Source organism: Halomonas sp. AOP12-B1-6 (assembly GCF_052379225.1).
GTDB classification, from domain to species: Bacteria; Pseudomonadota; Gammaproteobacteria; order Pseudomonadales; family Halomonadaceae; genus Vreelandella; species Vreelandella casei.
Genome location: NZ_JBQSYK010000003.1, coordinates 99,371 through 122,359, shown reverse-complemented (window position 1 = coordinate 122,359; position 22,989 = coordinate 99,371). Strand labels below are relative to the sequence as shown.

The following is a 22,989-nucleotide window of genomic DNA, read 5'->3' as shown; positions in this document are numbered from 1 at the left end:
CCATGCGTACGCCCGTACCAACGTTGATGAAATTAAAAAATCGGCTTTTGCTGAGTGCCTTAGTTAGCTGTGCGCCGATGACGGCAGCATGGGGACAGGAAAACTCGCAGTCGGCCTTAGAAGCTTTATTGCGCCAAGCTGATTTTTGGCAGGAAAATCAGCGTCCTGACTTAGTGCGCCAAGCGCTTGAGCGCTATCTTGCCGGGCGGCCTGATGACCCTGAAGTGCTTTACAGGCTAGCGCGCCAAGCGGTGATAGATGACCAGCCCGATCAAGTAGCGCAGTGGACGCAGCGATTGGAGCAGGCGTCACCTAATAGCCAGTACTTGATTGAGTTAGACCAATTGCAGCAGGGCAATCAATTAGACACAACGCAGTTGAATCGCGCCCGTCAGCTAGCACGCGCGAATCGCTATGAAGAGTCGGCATCGGCATATCGCTCTTTATTTGGTGGCGATACGCCTCCCCGCGGTCTCGCCGTTGAGTACTATCAAACACTGGCTGGTGGCACTGATGCCCAATGGCGAGAAGCGCGTGATGGCCTGCGCCAGTTTAGTGACGACTATCCTACTGATGCTCCTTTAAAGCGTGCATTGAGCGAAGTATTAACCTATCGCGAAGGTACTCGCCGTGAGGGTATTAGCCAACTGGCTCAGTTAGCGCGACAAGGCGGCTCTGAAGCCGTTGCTGCAAGAAGCGGCTGGCGGCAAGCGCTGCTGTGGTTAGAAGCCACGCCGGCTGATGAAACGCTTTATCAGGTTTATGCGCAGGTTAATCCAGACGATAACGACGTGCCCCAGCATTTTGAAGATTCAACTGCTCAGAATACGCGCGCCGTTGGTTTCACAGCCTTACAGGCGGGTCAGCTGGGAAGTGCCGAAGAGTCATTTCGGCAGGCGTTGGAAGAAAATCCGCAAGATGCTGAGGCGAAAGGTGGATTAGGGCTCATATTGCTGCGTAGGCAGCAGTTTGCTGAAGCCAGAGGCCTACTGTCACAAGCTATGGATCAGGCGCCAGAGCGGCGAGAGCAGTGGGCCGCCGCGTATCAAAGTGCGGCCTTTTATGCTCGCTTAGGTGAGGCGCGTCGTTTAGCGGCAGCCAACAATCTAGACCAAGCACTTGGGCAAGTGCGGCCACTTACTCAGCAGAGCGGCGATGCTGGACGCGCCGCACGCTTGCTGGAAGCCGATATTTTGCGTCGTCAAAAGCGTTTAGATGCCGCAGAACAGGCTTATCGCGCCATGCTGGAAACGCGTCAAAGCGATGTCGACGCGCGAGTAGGACTCGTTCAAGTGCTTTCTGACAAAGGTGACTGGGCGGCTGCACAACAAATAGCTCAGGCGTTGCCGGAAAGCAGGCGCGCTCAGATGAGTGGGTTAGCCACGGCCCAAGTAGAAGCGCTGCGCCTTCAAGCGCGCCAGCAAGATGATTTTGGCGCGGAAACGGCACTTCGAGAAGCACTCGAGCTGGTGCCTAACAACCCTTGGGCGCGCCTTGATCTAGCTCGTTTGCTGGCGGGGCAATCGCGCCCAGATGAAGCGCAGGTGTTGATGAGGCCCTTTCTTGCAAGTGATGCCTCGCTAGATCAGCGTTATGCCGCAGCGCTGTTTGCGTCGGAGCAGGGGCGTTGGTCGGAAACCCAGCGACTGCTGTCGAATATACCGTCAGATTCGCTAACAGTTGAGATGACGTCTCTGCAGCAACGGGCTCAGATCCAGCAGCCTCTGAATCAGGCATTAGCGCAGCTAGAGCAAGGAAATAAGTCTGCAGCGATTGCCTCACTGCAGCAACTTTATCTGCGTTCTGAAGGGGCCGGCCTTACGCCTAGCCAGGTTAGTCAAATTGCGGGGGCTTTGTCAGAAGCGGGTGCTAAAAGTGAGGCTTTACGCTGGGTAGAGCGCGATTTAGCACGTGGTATTGATGAACAAATACCCAATGATTATATCAATCATACGCTGGTGATGGCTCAGGCCGGTCGATCTGACGCTGCCCAGCAATTGCTCAATCGTTTAGCCGCTTCTCCTCAGTGGCGTGAGGATTCCAACGCCTTGGCCGCTGAGCGTGGTTTAGCCATTATTAAAGCCGATCAGTTGCGTCAGAGTGGCCGTTTAGCCAGCGCTTATGACGTGTTGGCAGAGCCGATGCAGCAGTCGCCAGATGACGAGGACTTGTTGTTGGCGATGGGGCGTTTATACGCTGAAGGTGATCGTCAAGCCCAAGCTGAGCAGATATATACCTATGTGCTCACGCGTCACCCTGAAAGTGAGCAGGCGTTGCAGGGAGCGGTGCAGACGGCACTTGCTAACAATCGCTCGCGCCAAGCAAGTCAGCTTCTGAGTCGTTATGGACCCGAGCAACAAACCCCCGATACCTTACTGCTCAGCGCCCAGGTCGCTAGGGCTAATGGCGAAAGCTTAAAAGCGCTCGCCTTACTCAGCCAAGCTCGCCAGCGGTTAAGTGGACAAGAAGACGGTGCGGCGGCCCTTGTACAGAGGCAAAACCCGTTTACCGACAGATCGCAAGGTGCGCGTGCGTCACAACGACCTAACTGGTTGCCGGGCGCTAGTCGTGAGGTCAGTTATGACATCGCAATGACTGAATCGGAAGCGTTGACGCCATCTACCAGCCAGCAGATAGATGAGCTTTCTCGCCAGATCAGGCGTGAGAGAGCGCCAACGGTGGCCACTGAATTCGCCTTTAACCTGCGTGATGGCGAGAGCGGCCTTAGTCGACAGGACCGTGTCGAAGCCCCCGTGCGCTTTTCACTAATGCCGTTTGGAGAAGGGCGTTTTGAGATAGCCGTAACCCCAACTCAGGTAACCGCCGGCATGCCTGAAGGCGATGCTTTGCGTCGCTACGGGCGTAGCGGGCTCGCGGAAAGTGCGGCTTCTCTCAATGAATCGCTTAGCGGTGTGACTCCGATTCTGGACCAAATTCAGACTACCGTTACTAATTTCTTCACGGCCCAAAGTAATCTGGATGCTGCGGTTAATGAGCAAGAGCGGGTACGCTTGGCGGCTGTGTTAGAAGAGGCTAGGCGTTTTTACGATGCCGCCCTTGAGCGTAACCCTTTGTTTGAAGCTGGTTTGACGGTCGCAAGCCTTACCGATCAGCAGCGCGAGCTTTTCAATCAATATCTAGCAGGCAATAGTGTCGATTTTGAGGCATTAAGTTTTGACGGAGAGTCGCTGAGTGCCTTTGTCGAGAGCCGCCAGCAAATAGAAATGGCCCTCGCTGGCATTCAGAGCCGGCTGCAGTCGACGGCACAGTCAGCCAGACCATCCAGTTTACGTGACAGCGGTGCGGGGCTAGCGCTGAGCTATGAGAATGGCAGTGTCAATCTTGATATTGGCAGTACGCCCCTTGGGTTTGAAGAAACTAACCTAGTGGGTGGCATTCATTGGCAACCGGAGATCGCTGAGAATACAACGCTGAATTTCACCGCGGAACGAAGGGCTGTAAAAGATAGCGTGCTGTCATATGCGGGCGCTTACGATGCCTATAGTGGTGATACGTGGGGGGGCGTTGTACGAACCGGCGGTCGCGCAGGCATTAACTATGACACTGATGAGGGTGGCCTTTATGCGGATATTGGCACCTATCGCTACGCCGGTCATAACGTCGCTGATAACCAGTCTTACAATCTCTCTTTAGGTGGCTATGCTCGCCCGGTCAATAATGAGCGCCGCCAGTTGCAAGCCGGTGTACATGTTTCCGCCATGGCCTTCGATGATGACCTGAGCCATTTCACTTATGGCCACGGTGGCTATTTCAGCCCCCAAGATTATGTCAGCGTCGCTTTTCCTATTAACTATCGTGAGAATTTCACCGACCAGCTTACGCTGGGCGGCTATGTGGCGCCGGGCTTCCAAAGTTATAGCACCGATGACAGCGACTATTTCCCGACAGACCCAGAGGCGCAGGCACTTCTTGATGTGTTTTCTGCTCTCGGGGCTACGCCGGCATCACGCTATTCAGGAGAAAGTGAAAGTGGGATAGGGCTTTCTTTTGGCGGTGCTATGGAGTACCAAATGACCCCTGATCTTGCTCTTGGCGGACGAGTGGATTTCAACAGCTTCGGTGATTACAACGATACATCCGCTAGCATGTTTATGAACTATACCTTTGGAGATAGCGGTGAACGAGCCAGATAATCATTCCAAACACATGGAGCATTATGCTCAGCGGCATTGCAGCACCCAGTGGCGGCTTTTCCTAGAACTGGTTTTTGATGAGCTTTTCAATAGTGCAGGCAAAGAAGAGTCTTCGGGTTTCTGGCGTCACATTGGCAGCCGTATGGCAATAGAAATGCCTATGGGCGAGTGCGCTACCTTAGAAAGCCTTGAGAAGGCCATTAATGAGGCATTAGATCTACTAGATTGGGGATATGCCAGCATCATTGCTGAGCATCAAAAAATGCGGATTTGCCATTCTGCATGCCCTATCCCAGGCGACTCACAAGAGCGTATCGACATCGGTTTGCTAGCAATGTCTGCCTTGTTAGAAGGATTGTATAAAGGGTGGCTAAGCCAGCAGGGTGGGGACATGGAGGTGCCTATTACCTGCATTAGCCGTAATGCTGAGCAACGTGAATGCACCTTTCTTTATGGACGTTAGCCGTTTCTGATAGTGGAACTGCGCATTTAAGGGATAACTCATTATGCTGCGTCGGCTTATGTTAAGCACTGGGCTTATTATTTGTATGTTGGCGGGTGCCTGTGCAGCTCAGGCAGATACGCCTTGGAGCGCATATAAAGAACGCTTCATCAACGCCAATGGGCGGGTCATTGACACCGGCAATAATAATATCAGCCACTCGGAGGGACAGGGGTGGGGCATGATGCTTGCTCAACATCATAATGATCAAGAAACGTTTGATCAGCTTTGGCAATGGACTCGTCGGCACTTGAGTCGGCCAGATGTCTCTCTCTTCTCGTGGCGTTACGATCCCCGCGATAAGCCTGCGGTGCGTGACCTTAACAATGCGACGGATGGCGATTTATTTATCGCCTGGGCGCTGTATCTGGCCGCAGAACGCTGGAACAACGCTAATTACGCGAGTGCCTCTCGAAGTATTCGCCGCGCGGTATTAGAAAATCTGGCTTATGAGATTGCGGGTTACCAAGTGCTTCTGCCCGCTATACAAGGATTTCGACGTGATCAAGAGGTCGACATCAACCTTTCTTACTGGTTTTTACCGGCACTAAGAGATTTTGCTGACATTGAACCTGAACAACCCTGGCAGCGCCTGATTGATGACGGCGTTGCCGTGCTGGATGAGGCACGCTTTGGTGCTTATCTATTACCCACTGATTGGGTGGTTATTAATCAACAAGGCGAGGTTGCCCCGGCATCCAACTGGGCACCTAGGTTTAGCTTTGACGCTGTGCGTATTCCGCTCTATTTTGCCTGGGGTGGACGCGATGAAGCGCGCGCCATCGGCAGTATAACTGCTTTTTGGAATGACCCTGCGCATCAACCTCCGTCAGCATGGGCCGATGTAGTGAGTGACGAGCGTGCAGAATACCCAATTTCGCGCGGCGTGGATGCGATTAGAGCCTATGCGAGCGGCGAAAAACTACCCAGCGCAACGCCCCAATCAGAAGACGATTATTTTTCAGCGACGCTTTTGCTTTTGGCGCATATGGCTGAGGACATGCGTTAGAATTTAGGACAGATGGGCATCGACTGAGGATTCTTCAAGAAGTGACTCAAGCTCAGGCCATACATTGTCTAAAATAATCGGCTGTGCTTCAGCAGTAGGATGAATACCGTCACTTTGCATCAGCTGTGCATCCAAGGCGATGTCTTCAAGTAAGAAGGGCACTAGCGCCACATCGTACTCCTCCGCCAATGAGTGAAATACGCCCGTAAACGCATCGCGGTACGCTTGGCCATAGTTCGGCGGAATATCAATGCCCAGCAGCAGCACCTGCGCCCCGGCTTCTTGACTCTGCTCAATCATGCTGGCTAGATTTGCCTGCATTTGATTAGGTGCCAAGCCGCGCAAGCCGTCATTACCGCCCAGTTCAAGTAGAACAATATCCGGCTGTCGTTGTCCGATTATGTCAGTGAATCTTTGTAGCCCTCCAGACGTTGTTTCACCGCTAATGCTGGCATTGATAACCTGTGCTTTATCGTCTAGGCGCTCGGCCAGTAAGCTCACCCAGCCTTCTTCACGCTCAATGCCGTAAGCGGCGCTTAGGCTGTCGCCCATTACCAGTAGGGTGGGGCGCGTGTCTTCACTGACAGGTTCTGCGTTGACTGAGGTTGAGGTCCAGGCGGCTACCAGTACTAGCACCCATACGGTTACCATACGGTTCAGCCCACACCAAGCTTTAGGGATGCCATGCTTCATGCCTTACTCCTCTGATCAAACTGAAAACTCAGCTGCACACGCCTCGTCAACGACCGAACACTCAAATGGTGCCCGCCGCCCTCTTACAGACACCCCCGCGGCGCATAACGTTCCTCATGGCGTTGCCGGACACCCCGTTCTACATGCCGACAGGCTCTCGAAAAAAGTCACCAGCGGAGAGCGCTCGCTGACTATTTTACACGACCTGTCGCTAAGCGTAGAAGCGGGTGAAAGCGTTGCGATTTTAGGCAAAAGCGGTGCGGGTAAATCAACGTTGTTGGGGCTGTTGGCGGGTCTGGATACACCCAGTGATGGTGAGCTTATGCTGTTCGGTCAAGCGCTCAGCCGATTAGATGAGGATGGCCGTGCGGCACTAAGAGCGGGGCGAGTGGGTTTCGTGTTTCAAAATTTTCAGTTATTACCTACGTTGAGTGCGCTGGAAAACGTCATGCTGCCATTGGAGCTTTCCCCCCGTGCCGGCGAAACACAAACCGCGACTAAGTGGTTAGCGCGCGTGGGGCTTGGCGAGCGCGTCGATCATCTCCCTAAGCAGCTGTCTGGCGGCGAGCAGCAGCGGGTGGCGGTGGCTCGCGCTTTCGTCACTGACCCTGAGCTGGTGTTTGCCGATGAACCAACCGGCAATCTTGACCCGGATACCGGCGCTCAAGTTATTGATCTGCTTTTTACCTTGAACCGTGAAGCGGGCACTACGCTCATTTTGGTTACCCATGATCACGCTCTGGCCCGTCGCTGTGACCGCTGTCTGCGCCTGGATCAAGGCAAGTTAGAACCTTTTGTGCCAGTAGCCGCCTCGGTAGATGAGGGGACGCAATGAGCGATGTGAATTGGCGCTTAGCGATGCGCAGTCTTAAACGAGACCTTCGCGCTGCCGACGTGCGCGCTCTGTTTATCGCTCTGGTACTGGCCGTTGCGGCATCGACGATGATCGCTTTCTTTTTGGACCGTTTAGAACGTGGCTTGGAGCGTCAAGCAAGCCAAATGCTGGGCGGCGACTTAGTGTTAGAGCAGCGCGATCCTTTTTCCGAAGAGCTGCGGGCCACTCTGGAAAATGCCGGCTTTACGTTAAGTGACCAGGTTGATCTCGTTTCCATGATTAGCCGCGGCGAGCGCTTTCAGCCCGCGAGCCTCAAAGCTGTCGATGATGTTTATCCTCATTACGGCGTATCACACGTAGATTTTGGCGATGGCACTGAGGAGATTGCATCAGGTCCCGCGCCCGGCGAAGCATGGGCTGACCCGCGGCTAATGCAGTTAGTCGAGATACAGCTCGGTGATCAAGTGCAGGTAGGCCAAACCGAGCTTACCGTGACGGGTATTGTAGAGCGTGAGGCAGACCAGTCCGCTGGATTTAGCAACTTTAACCCGCGCTTAATGATGAACACCGCGGATGTTGAAGCGACTGGCCTAATCCAGCCTGGCTCACGCATAGAGTTTGAAATATTAGCGGCAGGCTCGTCAGCGGCACTAGAGCGGGTTCAAGGCCTGCTGGCGGAACTCCGCCGCGACGGCGTCGAGGTTCGCGACGTGCGAGTCGATCGACCTCAGTTGGGGAACGCTTTACAGCGCGCTGAACGCTATCTAGGGCTTGCCGGGCTAGCCGCCGTACTGCTGGCTGGCGTGGCTGTCGCAATGTCGACCCGGCGCTACGTCGAGCGTCACTTAGACACCGCCGCGCTGCTGCGCTGCTTTGGCGCCAGTCAGCGCCAGTTAGTATCAATTTTTACTCTTCAACTACTCGGGCTAGCCCTGGTCGCAGCGGTGATTGGAGCGCTGCTTGGGCTTGTTGGACAAGCCGTTTTACTCCGGTTGCTGGTGAGCTTTTTGCCCATGACACTCCCGCCACCGGGACTGATGCCGCTAGGGCTGGGCGTTTTCACAGCGCTTGCTGTGTTAGTCGGGTTTGCTGGGCCAACCTTGCTGCGTATTAAGCAAGTTAGCGCGTTGAAGGTGCTGCGCCGCGAGCTCGATCCGTTGCCACCTTCTGCATGGCTGGTGGTGGGGGTGGCGGGCATTGTGTTTGGCGGGTTGCTATGGCTTTACTCGGGCAGCCTGGTGCTAGCGATTGCGCTATTAATCGGCGGGGCGATGCTGCTCGGTTTACTGTGGCTGATTAGCGCCTTTTTACTCAGCGCTTTGTTGCGTGGTGTCCAACGAGTAACGGGAAGCAATGAGTGGTCGCAGGCGCTACGTTTAGGCGGTCGTCAGTTGGCTCGCAGACGCCAGGCAGGACTGGGTCAGCTGCTAGCATTTTCGGTGACTTTCTTTGCGATGGCGATGATTGTATTAGTGCGCGGTGATCTGTTGAGCACCTGGCAAGATCAGCTGCCTGAAAATACCCCTAATTATTTCGCTATCAACATTCAACCCTCCGAGCGAGATCCTTTTGAAGCGGTCGTTTCACCGCGTGTAGAAACTCAAAGCACCCTGTACCCAATGGTACGCGGTCGCGTTATTGCTATTAATGATCAGCCCCCTGAGGATGCCGTGCCGCAGGATGCGCGTGGCGATGGCTCGCTACGCCGTGAGTTAAACCTCACCTGGCAAGCAGAGCTGCCCGATGGTAACGAGTTAGTCGCCGGAGAATGGTTTTCAACAGCGCAAGCAAGCGACGCAAGCCAGGGGTGGATGAGTGCAGTTGAGGCAACGCCGCAAGCAACCCCTGTGCCTATTTCGATGGAAGATGGGCTGGCTGAAAGGTTAGGCCTAGGCATTGGCGACGAGATCACCTTCTCAGTCGGTAGCGACGAGATAGCGACACAGATTACCAGCCTGCGTAGCCTTCACTGGGACAGCTTTCAGCCTAATTTTTTCGTTATCTTTCCGCCGGGCGTGCTGGAGCAATTTGGCCACAGCTACATTACGGCCTTTCATTTGCCTGAAGCGGAAAGTGGCCTGATTAGGGAGCTGATTACCGATTTCCCCGGTGTGTCGTTGCTCAATGTGGATGCCATCTTAGGCCAAGTGCGCGACGTGCTTAGCCAAGTGACGCGTGCTGTGGAGTTGGTGCTTGCGCTGGTACTCTTAGCCGGGGTTAGCGTGCTTTATGCGGCGTTAACCGCAAGCCTTCCTGTGCGCGCCCATGAAAGCGGTTTGTTGCGTGTCTTTGGGGCAGGCAGCCGGATGATTTCACGCGTGCAGGGAGCCGAGTATGCGCTGCTAGGCTTTGCCAGTGGTTTGATGGGGGCGGTATTGGCAGAGTTTGCCACGGCAGCACTGTATATTTACTGGCTAGATCTCACGCCAACCTTCCACCTAGGGCTATGGCTATTATTGCCACTCGGCGGGGCTGTGCTGATTGGCGTGATCGGCCACGCGCTATCACGTGGCTTGCGTCGCCAAGCCCCAGCGGCCAGCTTAGGGCTTCTCGGGGAGGCGTAGCGGTATCGCTGCGTCTTAGCGTGCGAGCCAAAAGCCGACCACGGCGGCGCTGATAACAGCAATGAGAAAGACAAGATTACGGGCGCGAGTATCGCGGCGTGGTTTCATGGCAACACCAAAATAAGCGTGGAGAGAAAAGCAGCAAAAGTATTACGCCGGGCATGGTACCGTTTGTTGCCCGCGTCGTCATCTTGACTGCCTTCACGCAGCGTTATTGGCCCAGGACTTTTAGCTTATGTACCACTCTGATCTAACGGCTTCCCGCGTTTTTGCGCCGCAGCCGCTTTTGCTTGCCGAAGGCCGCCTTGCCGCGCTGAGCTGGGGGCGCTCGGATGCTCCCACGTGGCTGGCGCTGCACGGCTGGTTAGATAACGCAGCCAGTTTTTCACGCTTGGCACCGCTGCTAGTTGAGGCGCTAGGTATCCGCATTGTAGCGGTGGATTTTCGGGGGCATGGGCACTCTTCACATGTGCCTGAAGGCGTCGACTATGCATTGTGGGACTATTGTCACGACGTGCTCGATGTCATGGACACGCTCGGATTAGAGCAAGCCAGCTTGCTGGCCCACTCAATGGGCGCGGCAGTGGCATGTCTAGTGGCCGCGGCGTTGCCTGAGCGGGTAGTGCGCTTAACCTTGATTGACGGATTAGGCGCGCTCAATACACCGCTGGAGGAGACCGCCAGCCAACTGCGCAAAGGACTGGCAGCTTATCGACGGCCGCGTTCTCGGGCCCCACGCTATGCGGATATAGAAAGCGCGATCGCTGCGCGTGTGGCGGGCGGTGTGACGCCGCTAGATAGTATAACGGCCGCGCCGCTTGTGGAGCGCAATACGCAGCCTACCGCCGATGGCCATGTGCAAATGCGTACTGACGGCCGTCTACTGAAGCCATCGCTGGTGCGTTTTACGCCGGAGCAAGTGCTGTCATTGCTGGCAGATATTAATGCTCCGGTTCTCTTGATTGAAGGCGATAGCGGCATTCTGGGTCAACGTGAGTGGGCCGCTCAAGCGCGGCAGGCAGTCAAAGATTTACACCGCCACGTGCTCATTGGCGGCCATCATTTGCACCTGGAGCCTCGTGCAGTGGCGCAAGTCGCGACGATTATTGGCGGTCACTGGGACAAGACCGATAATCGCTAAGGAAGGACGTTAGCATGAATGAATTGGCTCACTTGGCCAGCGGCAACAAAGTTGCCTTGGTGCTGGGTAGCGGCGGTGCGCGTGGCTACGCGCATATTGGTGTTATTGAAGCATTAGAAGCCCGTGGTTTTGAGATTATTGCCGTGTCTGGTTGCTCAATGGGCGCGCTGATCGGCGGTATTTACGCCGCGGGTAAGCTGCCGGAGTACCGCGAGTGGGTATGTAACCTGGATTACTTTGATGTGCTCAAACTGGTTGATGTGACGTGGAGCCCTATGGGCGCGATGCGTGCCAGCAAAGTGATGAGTAAACTAGAAGCGCTGGTAGGCGACATTTTGATGGAAGATTTGTCGATTCCGGTGACAACCGTGGCGACTGACTTAGTGCGCCAACGCGAGGTGTGGTTTCAAAAGGGCTCTCTTTTGCGCGCTATTCGCGCGTCTATCGCAGTGCCCGGTGTTATTACCCCTGTTCATCTTGGTGAGCAAGTCTTGGTCGACGGCGGGCTGCTCAACCCTTTACCCATTATGCCCGTAGTCGCTGCCCATCAGGCGGATTTTGTCGTAGCGGTTAACGTCACCGCGCACAGCCCGCTACCGGTTACATTAGAGGAACTGCTTCCCAAAGAAGAAGAGGCCACCGATAGCCGCAGTGAAAATGAGCGCGAGCGTGACCAAAGTATGGGTAAGTGGATTGGCGATGTTCGTGCGGCGACGCGTAAACTTTGGGGTGGGCTGGGTGCCAATGGGGATGAAGAGCCTGATGAGACCACGGAAGCCCGCGGTAAGCGTGAGTGGAGCAAGCTGGATATGATTTTGGAGTCGTTTGATATTACCCAGGCGGCGCTGGCTAAATATAAAGTGGCGGGTTACCCACCCGATGTGCTGATTGAAATACCCAAGACCGTCTGTAGCACCTATGAATTTCATCGCGGTAGAGATTTGATCCGCTTAGGTCGTCACTTGGCGGATCAGGCGTTAGAGCGGCGAATGCCAAGCATTGCTTCGGATGCCGCTGAGTAGCGGCTAAAGGCCACGTTTACGTAGCAGGATATACACGGCGCCGGTACCACCATCGACGGGCACCGCCGAACAGAATGCCAGCACCCCTGGCCATTCGCGCAGCCATGTATTGGTGTGGCTTTTGAGTACGGGGAAATCAGACGTGGTGCCCCATGCTTTGCCGTGCACCACGAGTACGCAGCGCAGCCCTTGGCTGGCTGAATCGCGTAGAAAACTCTCAAGCTCCGTACGCGCCTCTTCTAGCGTATAGCCATGTAAATCCAACCCCGACTGCCACGCGGTTTGGCCGCGTTTTAGCTGGCTGAAGGTACGTAGCGGCAGGTCAACAACGCTGAACTCCAGATATTCAGACGGGCGTACGGCCTCCACGCGGCCATCCGACGTGCGCCCGCTGACCTGCTTAGCATCGCTTTGCACCGCCGCGTGGCGGCGCGCCTCATGTGCCTTTCCATCTTGTTTAGGTTTGCCTGGATCGGCCTGATTGGTCGCGATACGGCGTACGCCCGCCGCGGTTAACGCTTCACGGAAGGCACTGATATCATCATCATTGGGAAGGTGGCGGCGTCGCGTCATGGCAGGCTCAGGTATGAAAAATAGGTGTCAAAACGGTAAGTCAGCGTAAAGAGGCACAGTATAGCGGGCTGAGCGTTGCTGTGAACCTGGCGGCGTGAAAGGTACAATCTTTTATTCGTCATGTGGATAAAGCGTTATCAGGCATGGCCTGGCTGCATCCAAGATTATCGTTAACCCAGGAGTCGCTGTGACCACGCATCTCAACGCTGAGCATTCTCACTCAACCCTTTCCCTGCCAGAGTCGGCGCTGGTGAGCGAACTCTTCACACTGCGTGACTATTTACGCTGGGTATCCAGCGAGTTTTATCTGGCCGGTTTGCATTATGGCCATGGTACCGACTCCGCCTGGGACGAGGCCGTTGCGCTTTGTTTGGGCGCTTTGCATCTGCCGTGGAGCGTTGACCCCGGGGTATTAGAGGCGCGGCTGCTGCCCATTGAGCGCCTGCGTATCATTGGCTTAGCGCGCGAACGTATTACCACGCGTCGGCCGCTGCCCTATTTGCTGGGTGAAAGTTTTTTTGCCGGCCATCCGTTTCACGTTGATGAGCGCGTGCTGATTCCACGTTCACCGATTGCCGAACTCATTGAAGATGGCTTTGCGGCTTGGTTTCCAGAAGAGCCTCCCGCTAAGGTGCTAGACCTATGCACGGGCTCTGGGTGTATTGGTATTGCCACGGCGCTGTATTTGCCCACCTGCGAAGTAGCGCTGGCGGATATTAGCCAAGATGCCTTAGCCGTGTCGCGGCAAAATATTACCCGCCACGATGTGGGCAATCGCGTGCGCGCGCTGGAGTCGGATGTCTTTAATAGCCTGGAAGGCCAGCGCTTTGATTTGATTGTCTCTAACCCGCCCTACGTGGATGCGCGTGATCTTGCGTTGATGCCCGCTGAGTTCCGCCATGAGCCGTCATTGGCACTGGGTGCCGGTAGTGACGGTTTGGATATTGTGCGGCGTATACTGCGTGAAGCGCGGCAACATTTGACCGATGAGGGCTGGCTGATCGTTGAGGTTGGTAACTCAGATTGCCATGTGAAAGCAGCATTTCCGGATGTTCCTTTTTTGTGGCTTGAATTCGAGCGTGGCGGCCAGGGCGTGTTTGTCCTGAGCGCCGCTGAACTCGACGCCCATGCGGCGTCTTTCGTGTAAGGAATTAACGGCCATGTCTGGCAATACGTTTGGCAAATTATTCAGTGTCACAACCTTTGGTGAAAGCCACGGCACCGCGCTTGGCGCAATCGTTGATGGCTGCCCGCCAGGGCTTCCGCTTTGCGAGGCGGACCTGCAGCACGACTTGGATCGCCGCAGGCCGGGAAGCTCGCGACATACGACCCAGCGCAAAGAGCCGGATCAGGTGCGGATTCTGTCAGGCGTTTTTGAAGGTAAAACGACCGGTACGTCGATTGGTTTACTGATTGAAAACACCGATCAGCGATCTAACGATTACTCGAAAATTAAAGATCAGTTCCGGCCCGCGCATGCGGACTACACCTATCATCATAAATATGGCCACCGAGACTATCGGGGCGGCGGGCGCTCCAGCGCACGAGAAACTGCTATGCGGGTAGCCGCTGGGGCCATCGCCAAGAAATATTTGGCGGCTCAAGGTGTACAGATTCGTGGCTATATGAGTCAGCTAGGGCCGATCAAAATTGACTTCAAACAGTGGGAATCGGTAGCGCAAAATGCTTTTTTCTGCCCTGACCCGGAGCGCGTAGCCGAGCTTGAAGCCTATATGGATCAACTGCGGCGTGATCAAGACTCAGTGGGCGCTGAAATTACCGTGATTGCTGAAGGTGTTCCCGTGGGGCTGGGTGAGCCGGTATTTGACCGCCTGGACGCTGAGCTTGCGCATGGCCTGATGAGCATCAATGCCGTAAAGGGCATTGAAATCGGTGCAGGCTTTGGGTGTATTGCCCAGCGCGGCAGCGAACATCGCGATGAGATGACGCCCGAAGGGTTTCTGTCTAATCATGCAGGCGGCGTGCTTGGCGGTATTTCCAGCGGCCAACCAATCGTTGCGCGGTTGGCGCTAAAACCGACGTCGAGCATTACCACCCCGGGCCGCTCTATTGATGTGCATGGTCAAGCGGTCGACGTGATCACAAAAGGGCGACACGACCCCTGCGTGGGTATTCGCGCGACGCCTATTGCTGAAGCGATGATGGCCATAACGCTGTTGGACCACTGGTTGCGCCAGCGAGGCCAAAATGGTGACGTTAGCGTTGATACACCACGTTTAAAGCAGCTTTAAAGTCCCGGTGAAGTTGGCTTATCGCTGCTACACTCAGACAAAACCCCGGTGTCGGTGAAATTAGTATCGAAAAAGTGAGTGCCGGTAAAACTTGGCAGGAGCCGCCTATGAAGATTAACGTTGAGTTTGATCTTACCCCTGATGAGTTTCGCCAATCACTGGGGCTGCCTGATGTAGAGGAATTCCAAAAGCATCTGCTAGAAAATATTCAGCGGCAAATGGAATCCGGTGTTGAAGGCTATGACCCTATGAGCCTTATGCGGCCTTTCTTACAACAGCCGATGATGCAGCAAGGGCTTTCAGAAGGACTCTCCAAGGGGCTTTCCCAAGGTTTAGCGAACTTCGGCACCTACCAGCAAATGATGCTGGATATGCTGCGTCAAGCGGGTAATGCTGCTGGGTCTGATGATTCTTCTACTGCGGATGAAGAGGCCAGCCCAGGTGCATCGCGTAAAGACACATCGTCGGCAGGAGCGCCGGACTCAGGCAGTTCAAGCGAGAAGGGCGCGAAGGCGAAAACAACCGCTTCTTCGCGATCTCGAGCGAAAGGTTAGAAGGTAAGGATACTTTCTAGAGTAGTTTGCAACCCCGTATGTCAGCGGCTACTCGTTTTTGCAGTGCGTTTTTGCAGTGCGTTTTTGCAGTGCGTTTTTGCAGTGCGTTTTTCAGTGCAGCAATGCTACGTCACCATGAGTCACTCCAGGCGTTTTACATGTGTAGCCTAAGGCTCATGCCAGGGATCCATCGAGAGGAGCAGACACTATGCAAGATAATATGACGGACGCCTTTAACGCCCAAACGCGTCAAATGTTTGAGCCTATGCGCAAAATCAATTCGCTGATGCTCAACAATATGGAAAAAATGACCCAGTATCAGTTGGAAGCAATGCAACGCTATAGCCAAATGGGCACCGAGCGTATGCGCAGCGCTACTGAAATCAAAGATGCCGAAGGCCTGCGCGATTTTAGTACTAAGCAAGCAGAAATGATGAACGAAGTGTCCCAGCAGATGCAGGAAGACGCGCGGGCAATGAGCGAGATGAGCCAGCAGTTCAAATCTGAAGTGGAGAAGATGTTTAGCGAAGCCGGGCAGCAAATGTCCGGGCAAGCCAAGGCTGCGACTAAAGGCGCGCAATCGGCCAAAGCCTCTAGTCAGGCGTCGCGTAAAAGCTGAGTGAGATCACCATCGCGGCGCCTTAGGGCGCCGCGATGCTTTTATCATCCTGATTTATGGCCTCGCCGGTCGACAGCGTTTGGTGCGCCTGAGAGTAGGCGTAGGGAGAGTAAGTATGCAGTCAGCGTGGCAGAATCCGTTTCAGGCTATATCTCTAAAACTCTCTGAAGGGCTTTCTCAAGCGGAAGCCGATGCTTGGACTATCCAGCTTAGCGATATTAGCGACCAGTATCAGGGACTGATGCAGGACTTACTTTCCCGTATTGCACCCAGCGAAGCTGCCGACTCTATCTATGCCGATATGCGTGAAAGCTTTGAGGCTGGGGCGCAGTCGCTGATGCAAAATCCTACTCTGTTGCTTGAAACCCAAACACGTTTACTACAAGACCAGTGGCTGTTGTGTCAGCAGGCGATGCGAGGCATGGCCGGCGAACAAGTCTCACCACTGATAACCCCTGCGAAAAATGATCGTCGCTTTAAAGACAGTGCGTGGACCCACGAGCCGTATTACATGGCGATCATGCAGCAGTATTTACTGTTTTCGCAGGTCGTTGAAGAGCTGGTTGAAAGCTTGGGCGGCTTGGATGAAACCCATAAGCGCAACTTGATGTTTTACGCGCGCCAGTTGGTGAACGCGATGGCGCCGACGAATTTTATGACCACTAATCCCGAGGTCATGCGTAAAACGCTGGAAACGCGCGGCCAGAACTTGGTTGATGGCTTAGCGAGTTTACGTGAAGATTTGGCCAACTCCGCCGAGGGAATCAATGTCCGCATGACGGACCGCGGCGCTTTTGGTGTGGGTCACAACATTGCAGTGACGCCTGGTGCGGTGGTGTATGAAAATGAATTAATCCAATTAATTCAGTACACCCCAACCACAGAGAAAACGTTTAAAACGCCGCTGCTGATGGTGCCACCGTGGATCAATAAGTATTACATTCTTGATCTGCGTGACGATAACTCCATGGTCAAGTGGCTAGTAGGGCAAGGGCATACAGTGTTCTTGATTTCCTGGCGTAATCCTGGCCCTGAGCAGCGTGATATCACGTGGGCCGACTATATGCAGATGGGGCCCATTAGTGCGATGGATGCCATCGAGCAAGCTTGTGGCGAGAAGTCGGTGAACCTACTTAGCTATTGTGTTGGCGGTACGCTAACGGCTTCAACGGTGGCTTACCTTACGAGTACTCGGCGTGGGCGGAAAGTGAAGTCGGTGACCTATATGGCAACGCTGCAGGACTTTCGCGATCCTGGCGATATCGGCGTCTTTCTCAACGAGCGTGTGGTTGAAGGTATTGAGCAAACGCTGCAGCTGAAAGGCTATTTGGACGGCCGTTCAATGGCCTATACCTTTAATTTACTGCGTGAAAATGATTTGTTTTGGTCGTTCTACATCAGTAACTATTTGAAGGGTGAAACGCCTGCGGCTTTTGATCTGCTTTACTGGAATACCGATGGCACCAATTTGGCTGCAGGTACCCATGCATGGTACTTGCGTCATATGTATTTGGAGAACCGCTTGGTTGAACCAAACGGCATTGAATTAGATGGCGTGAAGATTGATCTGCGCAAAATATCAACGCCCAGCTATTTTGTATCGACTAAAGAAGACCATATCGCTAAATGGAACAGCACCTACTACGGGGCATTGCTGCCCAAGGGGCCGGCAACCTTTGTGCTCGGCGGTTCAGGGCATATTGCGGGTATTGTTAATCCGCCCAGTAAGAACAAGTATGGATACTGGACCAACGATGCATTGCCGGAAAACCATGAAGCGTGGCTGGAAAGCGCTAGTGAGCATGAGGGCTCATGGTGGCCTCATTGGCAGGCGTGGATGACTGACAATGGCTATGCCGGCAGCGAGAAAATGGTACCTGTGCGCCAACCTGGCGATGGCGCACTTTCCATCATCGAGCCGGCACCAGGGCACTATGTCAAGATGACCATTCCTGAGGTGCTAGGAGAAATACCGACGACGCCGTAACTGCTGCTGACGATCATAAGAAAGCCCGCTGACGTTGAGCTGACCCTCAACAGTAGTTCAACCCAGCGGGTTTTTTTGGATTTCTCAATCGTTAATTACGAATGAGATAGTCAAACGCGCCGAGCGATGCTTTAGCGCCTTCGCCCATGGCAATAATGATTTGCTTGTAGGGCACGGTGGTAACATCGCCAGCGGCGAAGACGCCGGGTACCGACGTCATGCCGTGTGCATCGACGATGATCTCCCCGCGTGGCGTCATTTCAATCGGCGAGCCTTTAAGCCATTCAGTATTGGGCACCAGTCCAATTTGTACAAAAATACCTTCCAACGCGATGGATTTGCTTTCATCGTTGGTACGATCTTTGTAGATCAAACCGTTGACCCGGCTGCCGTCGCCAGTGACTTCAGTGCTCTGTGCATTAAGAATAATATCGACGTTGGTCAGGCTCTTAAGCTTTTTCTGCAGCACTGCATCGGCGCGCATCTCGCCCATAAACTCGATCAGCGTCACGTGGCCGACGATTCCCGCTAAGTCGATAGCTGCTTCAACGCCAGAGTTGCCGCCGCCAATAACGGCAACGCGTTTGCCTTTGAACAGCGGGCCATCGCAGTGAGGGCAGTAGGCAACGCCTTTGTTACGGTACTGCTGCTCGCCGGGAACGTTCATTTCGCGCCAACGAGCACCGGTCGCGAGCACGAGCGTTTTACTCTTAAGTGTCGCGCCGGAATCAAACGACACTTCATGCAGGCCGCCTTGAGCCTCAGCTGCTTTAAAGCTAGTGGCGAGCTGCAGATTCATGATATCGACTTCATAATCTTTTACGTGCTCTTCAAGCGCGCTGACAAGCTTAGGGCCTTCGGTATGCGAAACGGAGATGAAGTTTTCAATCCCCATGGTATCGGCCACCTGACCGCCAAAGCGTCCCGCGGCTATGCCGGTGTTAATGCCTTTACGGGCTGAATAGATCGCTGCCGCCGCACCCGCGGGGCCACCGCCAATCACGAGCGTGTCAAAGGCCGCTTTTTCGCTGAGCTTTTTGGCATCGCGCTCAGCCGCGCCGGTGTCGACCTTGGCTAAAATCTGCTCAAGCGTCATGCGGCCCTGATCAAACGGCTTGCCATTCAGATACACGCTCGGCACCGACATGATTTCACGAGACTCAACTTCATCCTGAAACAGCGCGCCGTCAATCGCAACGTGACGGACGTTGGGATTAAAGATGGCCATGAGATTAAGCGCCTGAACAACGTCTGGGCAGTTCTGGCAGGAAAGTGAGTAGTAGGTCTCAAACAGCATTTCGCCGTCGAGTGCCCTGATTTGATCCAGCAGTTTGTCAGAGGTTTTAGGCGGATGGCCGCCTACTTGCAGCAGCGCGAGAACCAGCGAGGTAAATTCGTGGCCCATCGGGATGCCGGCGAAAACTACGCCGGTGTCTTCGCCGGAGCGGTTAATTGCAAACGACGGCGTGCGGGCATCTTGACCGTCGCTGTGCAGGGTAATCTTATCGCTTAGGCTGCTGATGTCTTCCAAAAGACCCAGCAGTTCTTGTGACTTGGCTCCGTCATCGAGGGACGCAACGATCTCGAACGGCTGAGTCACTTTCTCCAGATACGTTTTCAACTGGGATTTTAAATTGGCGTCCAGCATGACAGTAGCTTCCTCGCAGTACTCTGAGCAGAAACAGAACACCCGGGCAGGACCCGGGTGCTGAGGTATCACTAGCCGCCAAAGCTAAGCTTGGCGGCTGGTTAGATCGATAGGCGGTTTAGATTTTGCCTACCAGATCTAAAGAAGGCGCCAGCGTTTCTTCGCCTTCTTTCCATTTAGCCGGGCAAACTTCGTTCGGATTAGCGCGAACGTATTGAGCGGCTTTCACTTTACGCAGTAGCTCTTCGGCATTACGGCCGATGTTGCCAGCATTGATTTCGACAATCTGGATTTTGCCGTCAGGATCGACAACAAAGGTACCGCGCTCAGCAAGGCCAGCGTCTTCGATCAAGACTTCAAAGTTGCGTGAAATGCGCAGCGTCGGATCAGCGATCATGGGGTACTGCAGCTTGCCGATGGTGTCAGAGCTGTCGTGCCATGCTTTGTGCGTGAAGTGGGTATCAGTAGAAACACTGTAGATTTCAACGCCCAGTTTTTTAAACTCAGCGTAGTGATCGGCTAGGTCACCAAGCTCAGTTGGGCATACAAAGGTGAAATCAGCTGGGTAGAAGAAAAAGATAGACCACTGACCTTGTATGTCGGTTTCAGTAACATCGACAAATTCACCGTTAACATAAGCTGTTGCTTTAAATGGCTTAACTTCAGTGTTGATTAAAGACATTCGGGTAATCTCCGTGATTGATGAACAAAGGGTTAAGAAGTGATGATAATACTAAGGGCTAACGGATAATGAATAAAATTAAGAATAGCCATTCGTTTGATAGTATTTAGCTATTGGCGGGCTGGCCGGCGTCGCCGCACTGCTGTTAAGTGGGGCCGATGGTGCGGAATACAAGAATTTTTCACATTGTCTTGCGATAGGGGCTCACGCACCGCAAAATTCGCACGGCTAGTATGATGGCCTACGCTGTTTGAGTGGCAGACAGCTCGCCACGGGGAATACGTGGCACAATAATCGCTTAAAACCGTGTTGAAAAGATCGCGTAGCTAGATATAGATAATAGGAGCAGTAATATGGGGAACATTCACAAACTTTCCGCGGCCGTTGCGGCTATTTCGTTCGCCGCAGCGGCTAGCACTACCTACGCCAATGAGGTGCGGGTGTTTAACTGGTCAGATTACATTGCTCCGGAAACGCTTGAAAAATTTACCGAGCGCACCGGTATTGACGTGACCTATGATGTTTACGATAGCAACGAAACGCTTGATGCCGCCTTGCTTGCCGGCCGTTCTGGCTATGATGTGGTCGTGCCTTCTAGCCAATATTTCACGCGTCAGTTGAGTGCGGGCGTTTATCAGCCCCTTGACCATGAGTTGTTGAGCAACCTTGGCAACCTTGATCCAGATTTGATGGCTAATCTGGAACGCATCGACGGAACGAATGAGTATGCAGTCCCTTATATGTGGGGAACCAACGGTATCGGCTATAACGCCGATCGTATCGAAGAAATTCTTGGCGAAGACGCCCCTGTCGACAGCTGGGCGCTTCTGTTTGATCCAGAAAGTACCGGTGCGCTGAGCGCTGCGGGCTGCGGTATCTCGCTAATGGATTCTGGTATAGAAATGCTGCCAGCGGCGCTGTCCTATCTGGGACTCGACCCACAAAGTAATGATAGCGACGACCTGGAAGCCGCAGGCGAGGTGATAACCCGCATTCGCGACGACATTACCTACTTTCATTCCTCACGTTACATTGCCGATCTAGCGAACGGCGATATCTGCGTAGCGGCCGGTTATTCGGGCGATATCTTTCAGGCCGCCGAGCGCGCACAAGAGGCGGGGCGTGATTTCACTGTCGCTTATAGCATTCCCAAGGAAGGCTCTGAGCTGTGGTTTGACATGATGGCGATACCTGCTGACGCACCCAATACTGAGAACGCACACGCATTTATCAACTTTATTCTTGACCCCGAAATAGCGGCTGAAATTACTGAATACGTTCGCTACGCCAACCCAAACTTGGCGGCGAATGACTATCTCTCTGACGAAATCATTAATGATCCTGCTATCTACCCGGAAGCCGAGGTGCTACAGAATTCATTTGTACCCTTGGAAAAGCCGCAAAACGTTCAGCGCGTCCTGACGCGCACCTGGAATCGCGTTAAATCTGGTCATTAATAATTGCATCGTCTGGCGGCGAGACAAGCATTGTGCTTGTCTCGCTGTTTGTCTTTAAACGCTCGAGTTGTCGGGCTTTTGATGGGAGTGGCGAATGGTCACTACGCCCCTGTCGAACGAGGCTTCATCCACCCCACCTATCAGCACGACTGCACCACGCGCCCAGGGCAAGGCCCCACGGTTTGCTGAAGATGTCGTGCTGGAAGTCAAACGCTTAAGCAAGCGATTTGATGATGCGCTGGCGGTGGATGATGTCAACTTGCAGGTTAAGCGCGGCGAAATTTTCGCGCTACTAGGTGGTTCCGGGTCGGGTAAATCTACGCTGCTGCGAATGCTCGCGGGGTTTGAGACACCTACCGAAGGCCGCATTTTATTAGACGGTGACAATATCACCGCGATGCCGCCGCATAAGCGGCCTATTAACATGATGTTTCAGTCTTATGCACTGTTTCCGCATATGACGGTAGCGCAAAACATCGCTTTTGGTTTGAAGCAGGACAAGCTTTCTAAAGCGGATATTGATGTCCGCGTAGCGCAAATGCTCAAGCTGGTGCATATGGAGCGCTTTGCCAAGCGCAAACCACACCATTTGTCGGGCGGTCAGCGTCAGCGAGTGGCGTTGGCGCGCTCGCTGGCTAAGCGGCCCAAAATTTTATTGCTAGATGAGCCCATGGGCGCACTGGATAAAAAGCTGCGCACTGAGATGCAGCTAGAGGTCGTCGAGATCATCGAGCAGGTAGGCGTTACCTGCATTATGGTGACTCACGATCAAGAAGAGGCCATGACCATGGCGGATCGCGTAGCGATTATGGCCGATGGTTGGATTGAGCAGGTGGGCTCTCCGGTGGATATTTATGAAAGTCCGGTTAGCCGCATGGTGGCTGAGTTCGTCGGCACGGTGAATGTCTTTGAAGGCGAGATCATCGAAGATGCCGCTGATCATTGCCGAATTACTGCCCCCGCGCTCGAGCGGCCTATTTATATCGACCATGGTATTACCACCCAGGCGATGGACCGGCGAGTGTGGGTTGCACTGCGCCCTGAAAAAATTTGGTTAACGCGTGAAAAGCCTACGACGGAATATAACTGGGCAGAAGGTAGGGTTGACGATATTGCTTACCTAGGTGGGTTCTCGCTGTATTACGTGCGCACACCTTCCGGCCAGATGATTAAGGTCAGTATGGCTAATACCGAGCGTCGTGGTGATCGGCCTACCTGGGAAGACCGCGTGTATGTCTACTGGGAAGACCACAGTATCATTGTGTTGAACCGTTAGATGGGTGCACTTTTTACTGCG

Annotated in this window: 18 protein-coding genes; 14 read left to right on the top strand and 4 right to left on the bottom strand. The window is 54.0% G+C overall.

Annotated elements, in window-relative coordinates; translation table 11 throughout:
- Positions 1-2 precede the first annotated feature (2 nt).
- From ACT3TR_RS09635 to ACT3TR_RS09625, 3 genes are read left to right on the top strand one after another with little or no spacing between them, the layout of a single operon-like run.
- Positions 3-4,154, top strand: a complete 4,152-nt coding sequence (locus ACT3TR_RS09635) for a cellulose synthase subunit BcsC-related outer membrane protein (RefSeq protein ID WP_444625348.1) — start codon at positions 3-5, stop codon at positions 4,152-4,154.
- Positions 4,138-4,617 carry a cellulose biosynthesis protein BcsD gene (gene bcsD, locus ACT3TR_RS09630; protein WP_441685806.1) on the top strand — a complete coding sequence of 160 codons (480 nt, stop codon included), beginning with the start codon at positions 4,138-4,140 and terminating at the stop codon, positions 4,615-4,617. The genes ACT3TR_RS09635 and bcsD overlap by 17 nt, the downstream gene beginning before the upstream one ends.
- Positions 4,618-4,660: 43 nt before the next feature.
- Positions 4,661-5,665 (top strand): glycosyl hydrolase family 8, encoded by a 1,005-nt coding sequence (locus ACT3TR_RS09625; RefSeq protein WP_444625349.1) that lies wholly within the window; start codon positions 4,661-4,663, stop codon positions 5,663-5,665.
- 3 nt (positions 5,666-5,668) lie between these two features.
- Here ACT3TR_RS09625 and ACT3TR_RS09620 read toward each other — a convergent pair whose 3' ends face one another.
- The gene (locus ACT3TR_RS09620; RefSeq protein ID WP_444625350.1) at positions 5,669-6,358 is read right to left on the bottom strand and encodes an arylesterase; all 690 of its coding nucleotides are present in this window, start codon (positions 6,356-6,358) and stop codon (positions 5,669-5,671) included.
- On the opposite strand from ACT3TR_RS09620, the gene ACT3TR_RS09615 reads away from it, so the two are divergent.
- The 4 genes from ACT3TR_RS09615 to ACT3TR_RS09600 all read left to right on the top strand — a co-directional run bounded on the left by ACT3TR_RS09615 (position 6,357) and on the right by ACT3TR_RS09600 (position 11,920).
- Complete coding sequence (locus ACT3TR_RS09615) at positions 6,357-7,193, top strand: ABC transporter ATP-binding protein (RefSeq protein ID WP_444625351.1); 837 nt, start codon at positions 6,357-6,359, stop codon at positions 7,191-7,193. The genes ACT3TR_RS09620 and ACT3TR_RS09615 overlap by 2 nt on opposite strands.
- Positions 7,190-9,757: an ABC transporter permease gene (locus tag ACT3TR_RS09610; RefSeq protein ID WP_444625352.1), complete on the top strand. Its 2,568-nt coding sequence runs from the start codon at positions 7,190-7,192 to the stop codon at positions 9,755-9,757. The genes ACT3TR_RS09615 and ACT3TR_RS09610 overlap by 4 nt, the downstream gene beginning before the upstream one ends.
- A 235-nt stretch (positions 9,758-9,992) precedes the next feature.
- The gene (locus tag ACT3TR_RS09605; RefSeq protein WP_096279038.1) at positions 9,993-10,898 is read left to right on the top strand and encodes an alpha/beta fold hydrolase; all 906 of its coding nucleotides are present in this window, start codon (positions 9,993-9,995) and stop codon (positions 10,896-10,898) included.
- 14 nt (positions 10,899-10,912) lie between these two features.
- Complete coding sequence (locus ACT3TR_RS09600; RefSeq protein WP_096279040.1) at positions 10,913-11,920, top strand: patatin-like phospholipase family protein; 1,008 nt, start codon at positions 10,913-10,915, stop codon at positions 11,918-11,920.
- A 3-nt stretch (positions 11,921-11,923) separates the two neighbouring features.
- Here the strand turns inward: ACT3TR_RS09600 and ACT3TR_RS09595 are convergent, their stop codons facing one another.
- Positions 11,924-12,493, bottom strand: a complete 570-nt coding sequence (locus tag ACT3TR_RS09595) for a Smr/MutS family protein (protein WP_441685794.1) — start codon at positions 12,491-12,493, stop codon at positions 11,924-11,926.
- A gap of 187 nt (positions 12,494-12,680) precedes the next feature.
- Between ACT3TR_RS09595 and prmB the strand changes: the two genes are divergently transcribed.
- From prmB to phaC, 5 genes are all read left to right on the top strand, one after another.
- Positions 12,681-13,640: a 50S ribosomal protein L3 N(5)-glutamine methyltransferase gene (gene prmB, locus ACT3TR_RS09590; protein WP_096279044.1), complete on the top strand. Its 960-nt coding sequence runs from the start codon at positions 12,681-12,683 to the stop codon at positions 13,638-13,640.
- 13 nt (positions 13,641-13,653) lie between these two features.
- Complete coding sequence (aroC, locus tag ACT3TR_RS09585; protein WP_441685792.1) at positions 13,654-14,745, top strand: chorismate synthase; 1,092 nt, start codon at positions 13,654-13,656, stop codon at positions 14,743-14,745.
- Positions 14,746-14,852: 107 nt separating this feature from the next.
- Entirely contained in the window at positions 14,853-15,299 is a 447-nt protein-coding gene (locus tag ACT3TR_RS09580; RefSeq protein ID WP_444625353.1) for a hypothetical protein, read from the top strand.
- A 208-nt stretch (positions 15,300-15,507) separates the two neighbouring features.
- A complete protein-coding gene (locus tag ACT3TR_RS09575; protein ID WP_096279051.1) occupies positions 15,508-15,918 on the top strand; it encodes a phasin family protein in 411 nt (136 codons plus the stop codon).
- A 115-nt stretch (positions 15,919-16,033) separates the two neighbouring features.
- Entirely contained in the window at positions 16,034-17,905 is a 1,872-nt protein-coding gene (gene phaC, locus ACT3TR_RS09570) for a class I poly(R)-hydroxyalkanoic acid synthase (protein ID WP_444625354.1), read from the top strand.
- 91 nt (positions 17,906-17,996) lie between these two features.
- Here phaC and ahpF read toward each other — a convergent pair whose 3' ends face one another.
- Complete coding sequence (gene ahpF, locus ACT3TR_RS09565) at positions 17,997-19,553, bottom strand: alkyl hydroperoxide reductase subunit F (RefSeq protein WP_096279055.1); 1,557 nt, start codon at positions 19,551-19,553, stop codon at positions 17,997-17,999.
- A 118-nt stretch (positions 19,554-19,671) separates the two neighbouring features.
- A complete protein-coding gene (gene ahpC, locus ACT3TR_RS09560; RefSeq protein ID WP_096279057.1) occupies positions 19,672-20,235 on the bottom strand; it encodes an alkyl hydroperoxide reductase subunit C in 564 nt (187 codons plus the stop codon).
- 353 nt (positions 20,236-20,588) lie between these two features.
- On the opposite strand from ahpC, the gene ACT3TR_RS09555 reads away from it, so the two are divergent.
- Both ACT3TR_RS09555 and ACT3TR_RS09550 read left to right on the top strand, forming a co-directional pair.
- A complete protein-coding gene (locus tag ACT3TR_RS09555) occupies positions 20,589-21,692 on the top strand; it encodes a polyamine ABC transporter substrate-binding protein (protein ID WP_444625355.1) in 1,104 nt (367 codons plus the stop codon).
- Positions 21,693-21,786: 94 nt separating this feature from the next.
- Complete coding sequence (locus tag ACT3TR_RS09550; RefSeq protein ID WP_096279061.1) at positions 21,787-22,968, top strand: ABC transporter ATP-binding protein; 1,182 nt, start codon at positions 21,787-21,789, stop codon at positions 22,966-22,968.
- Positions 22,969-22,989 lie beyond the last annotated feature (21 nt).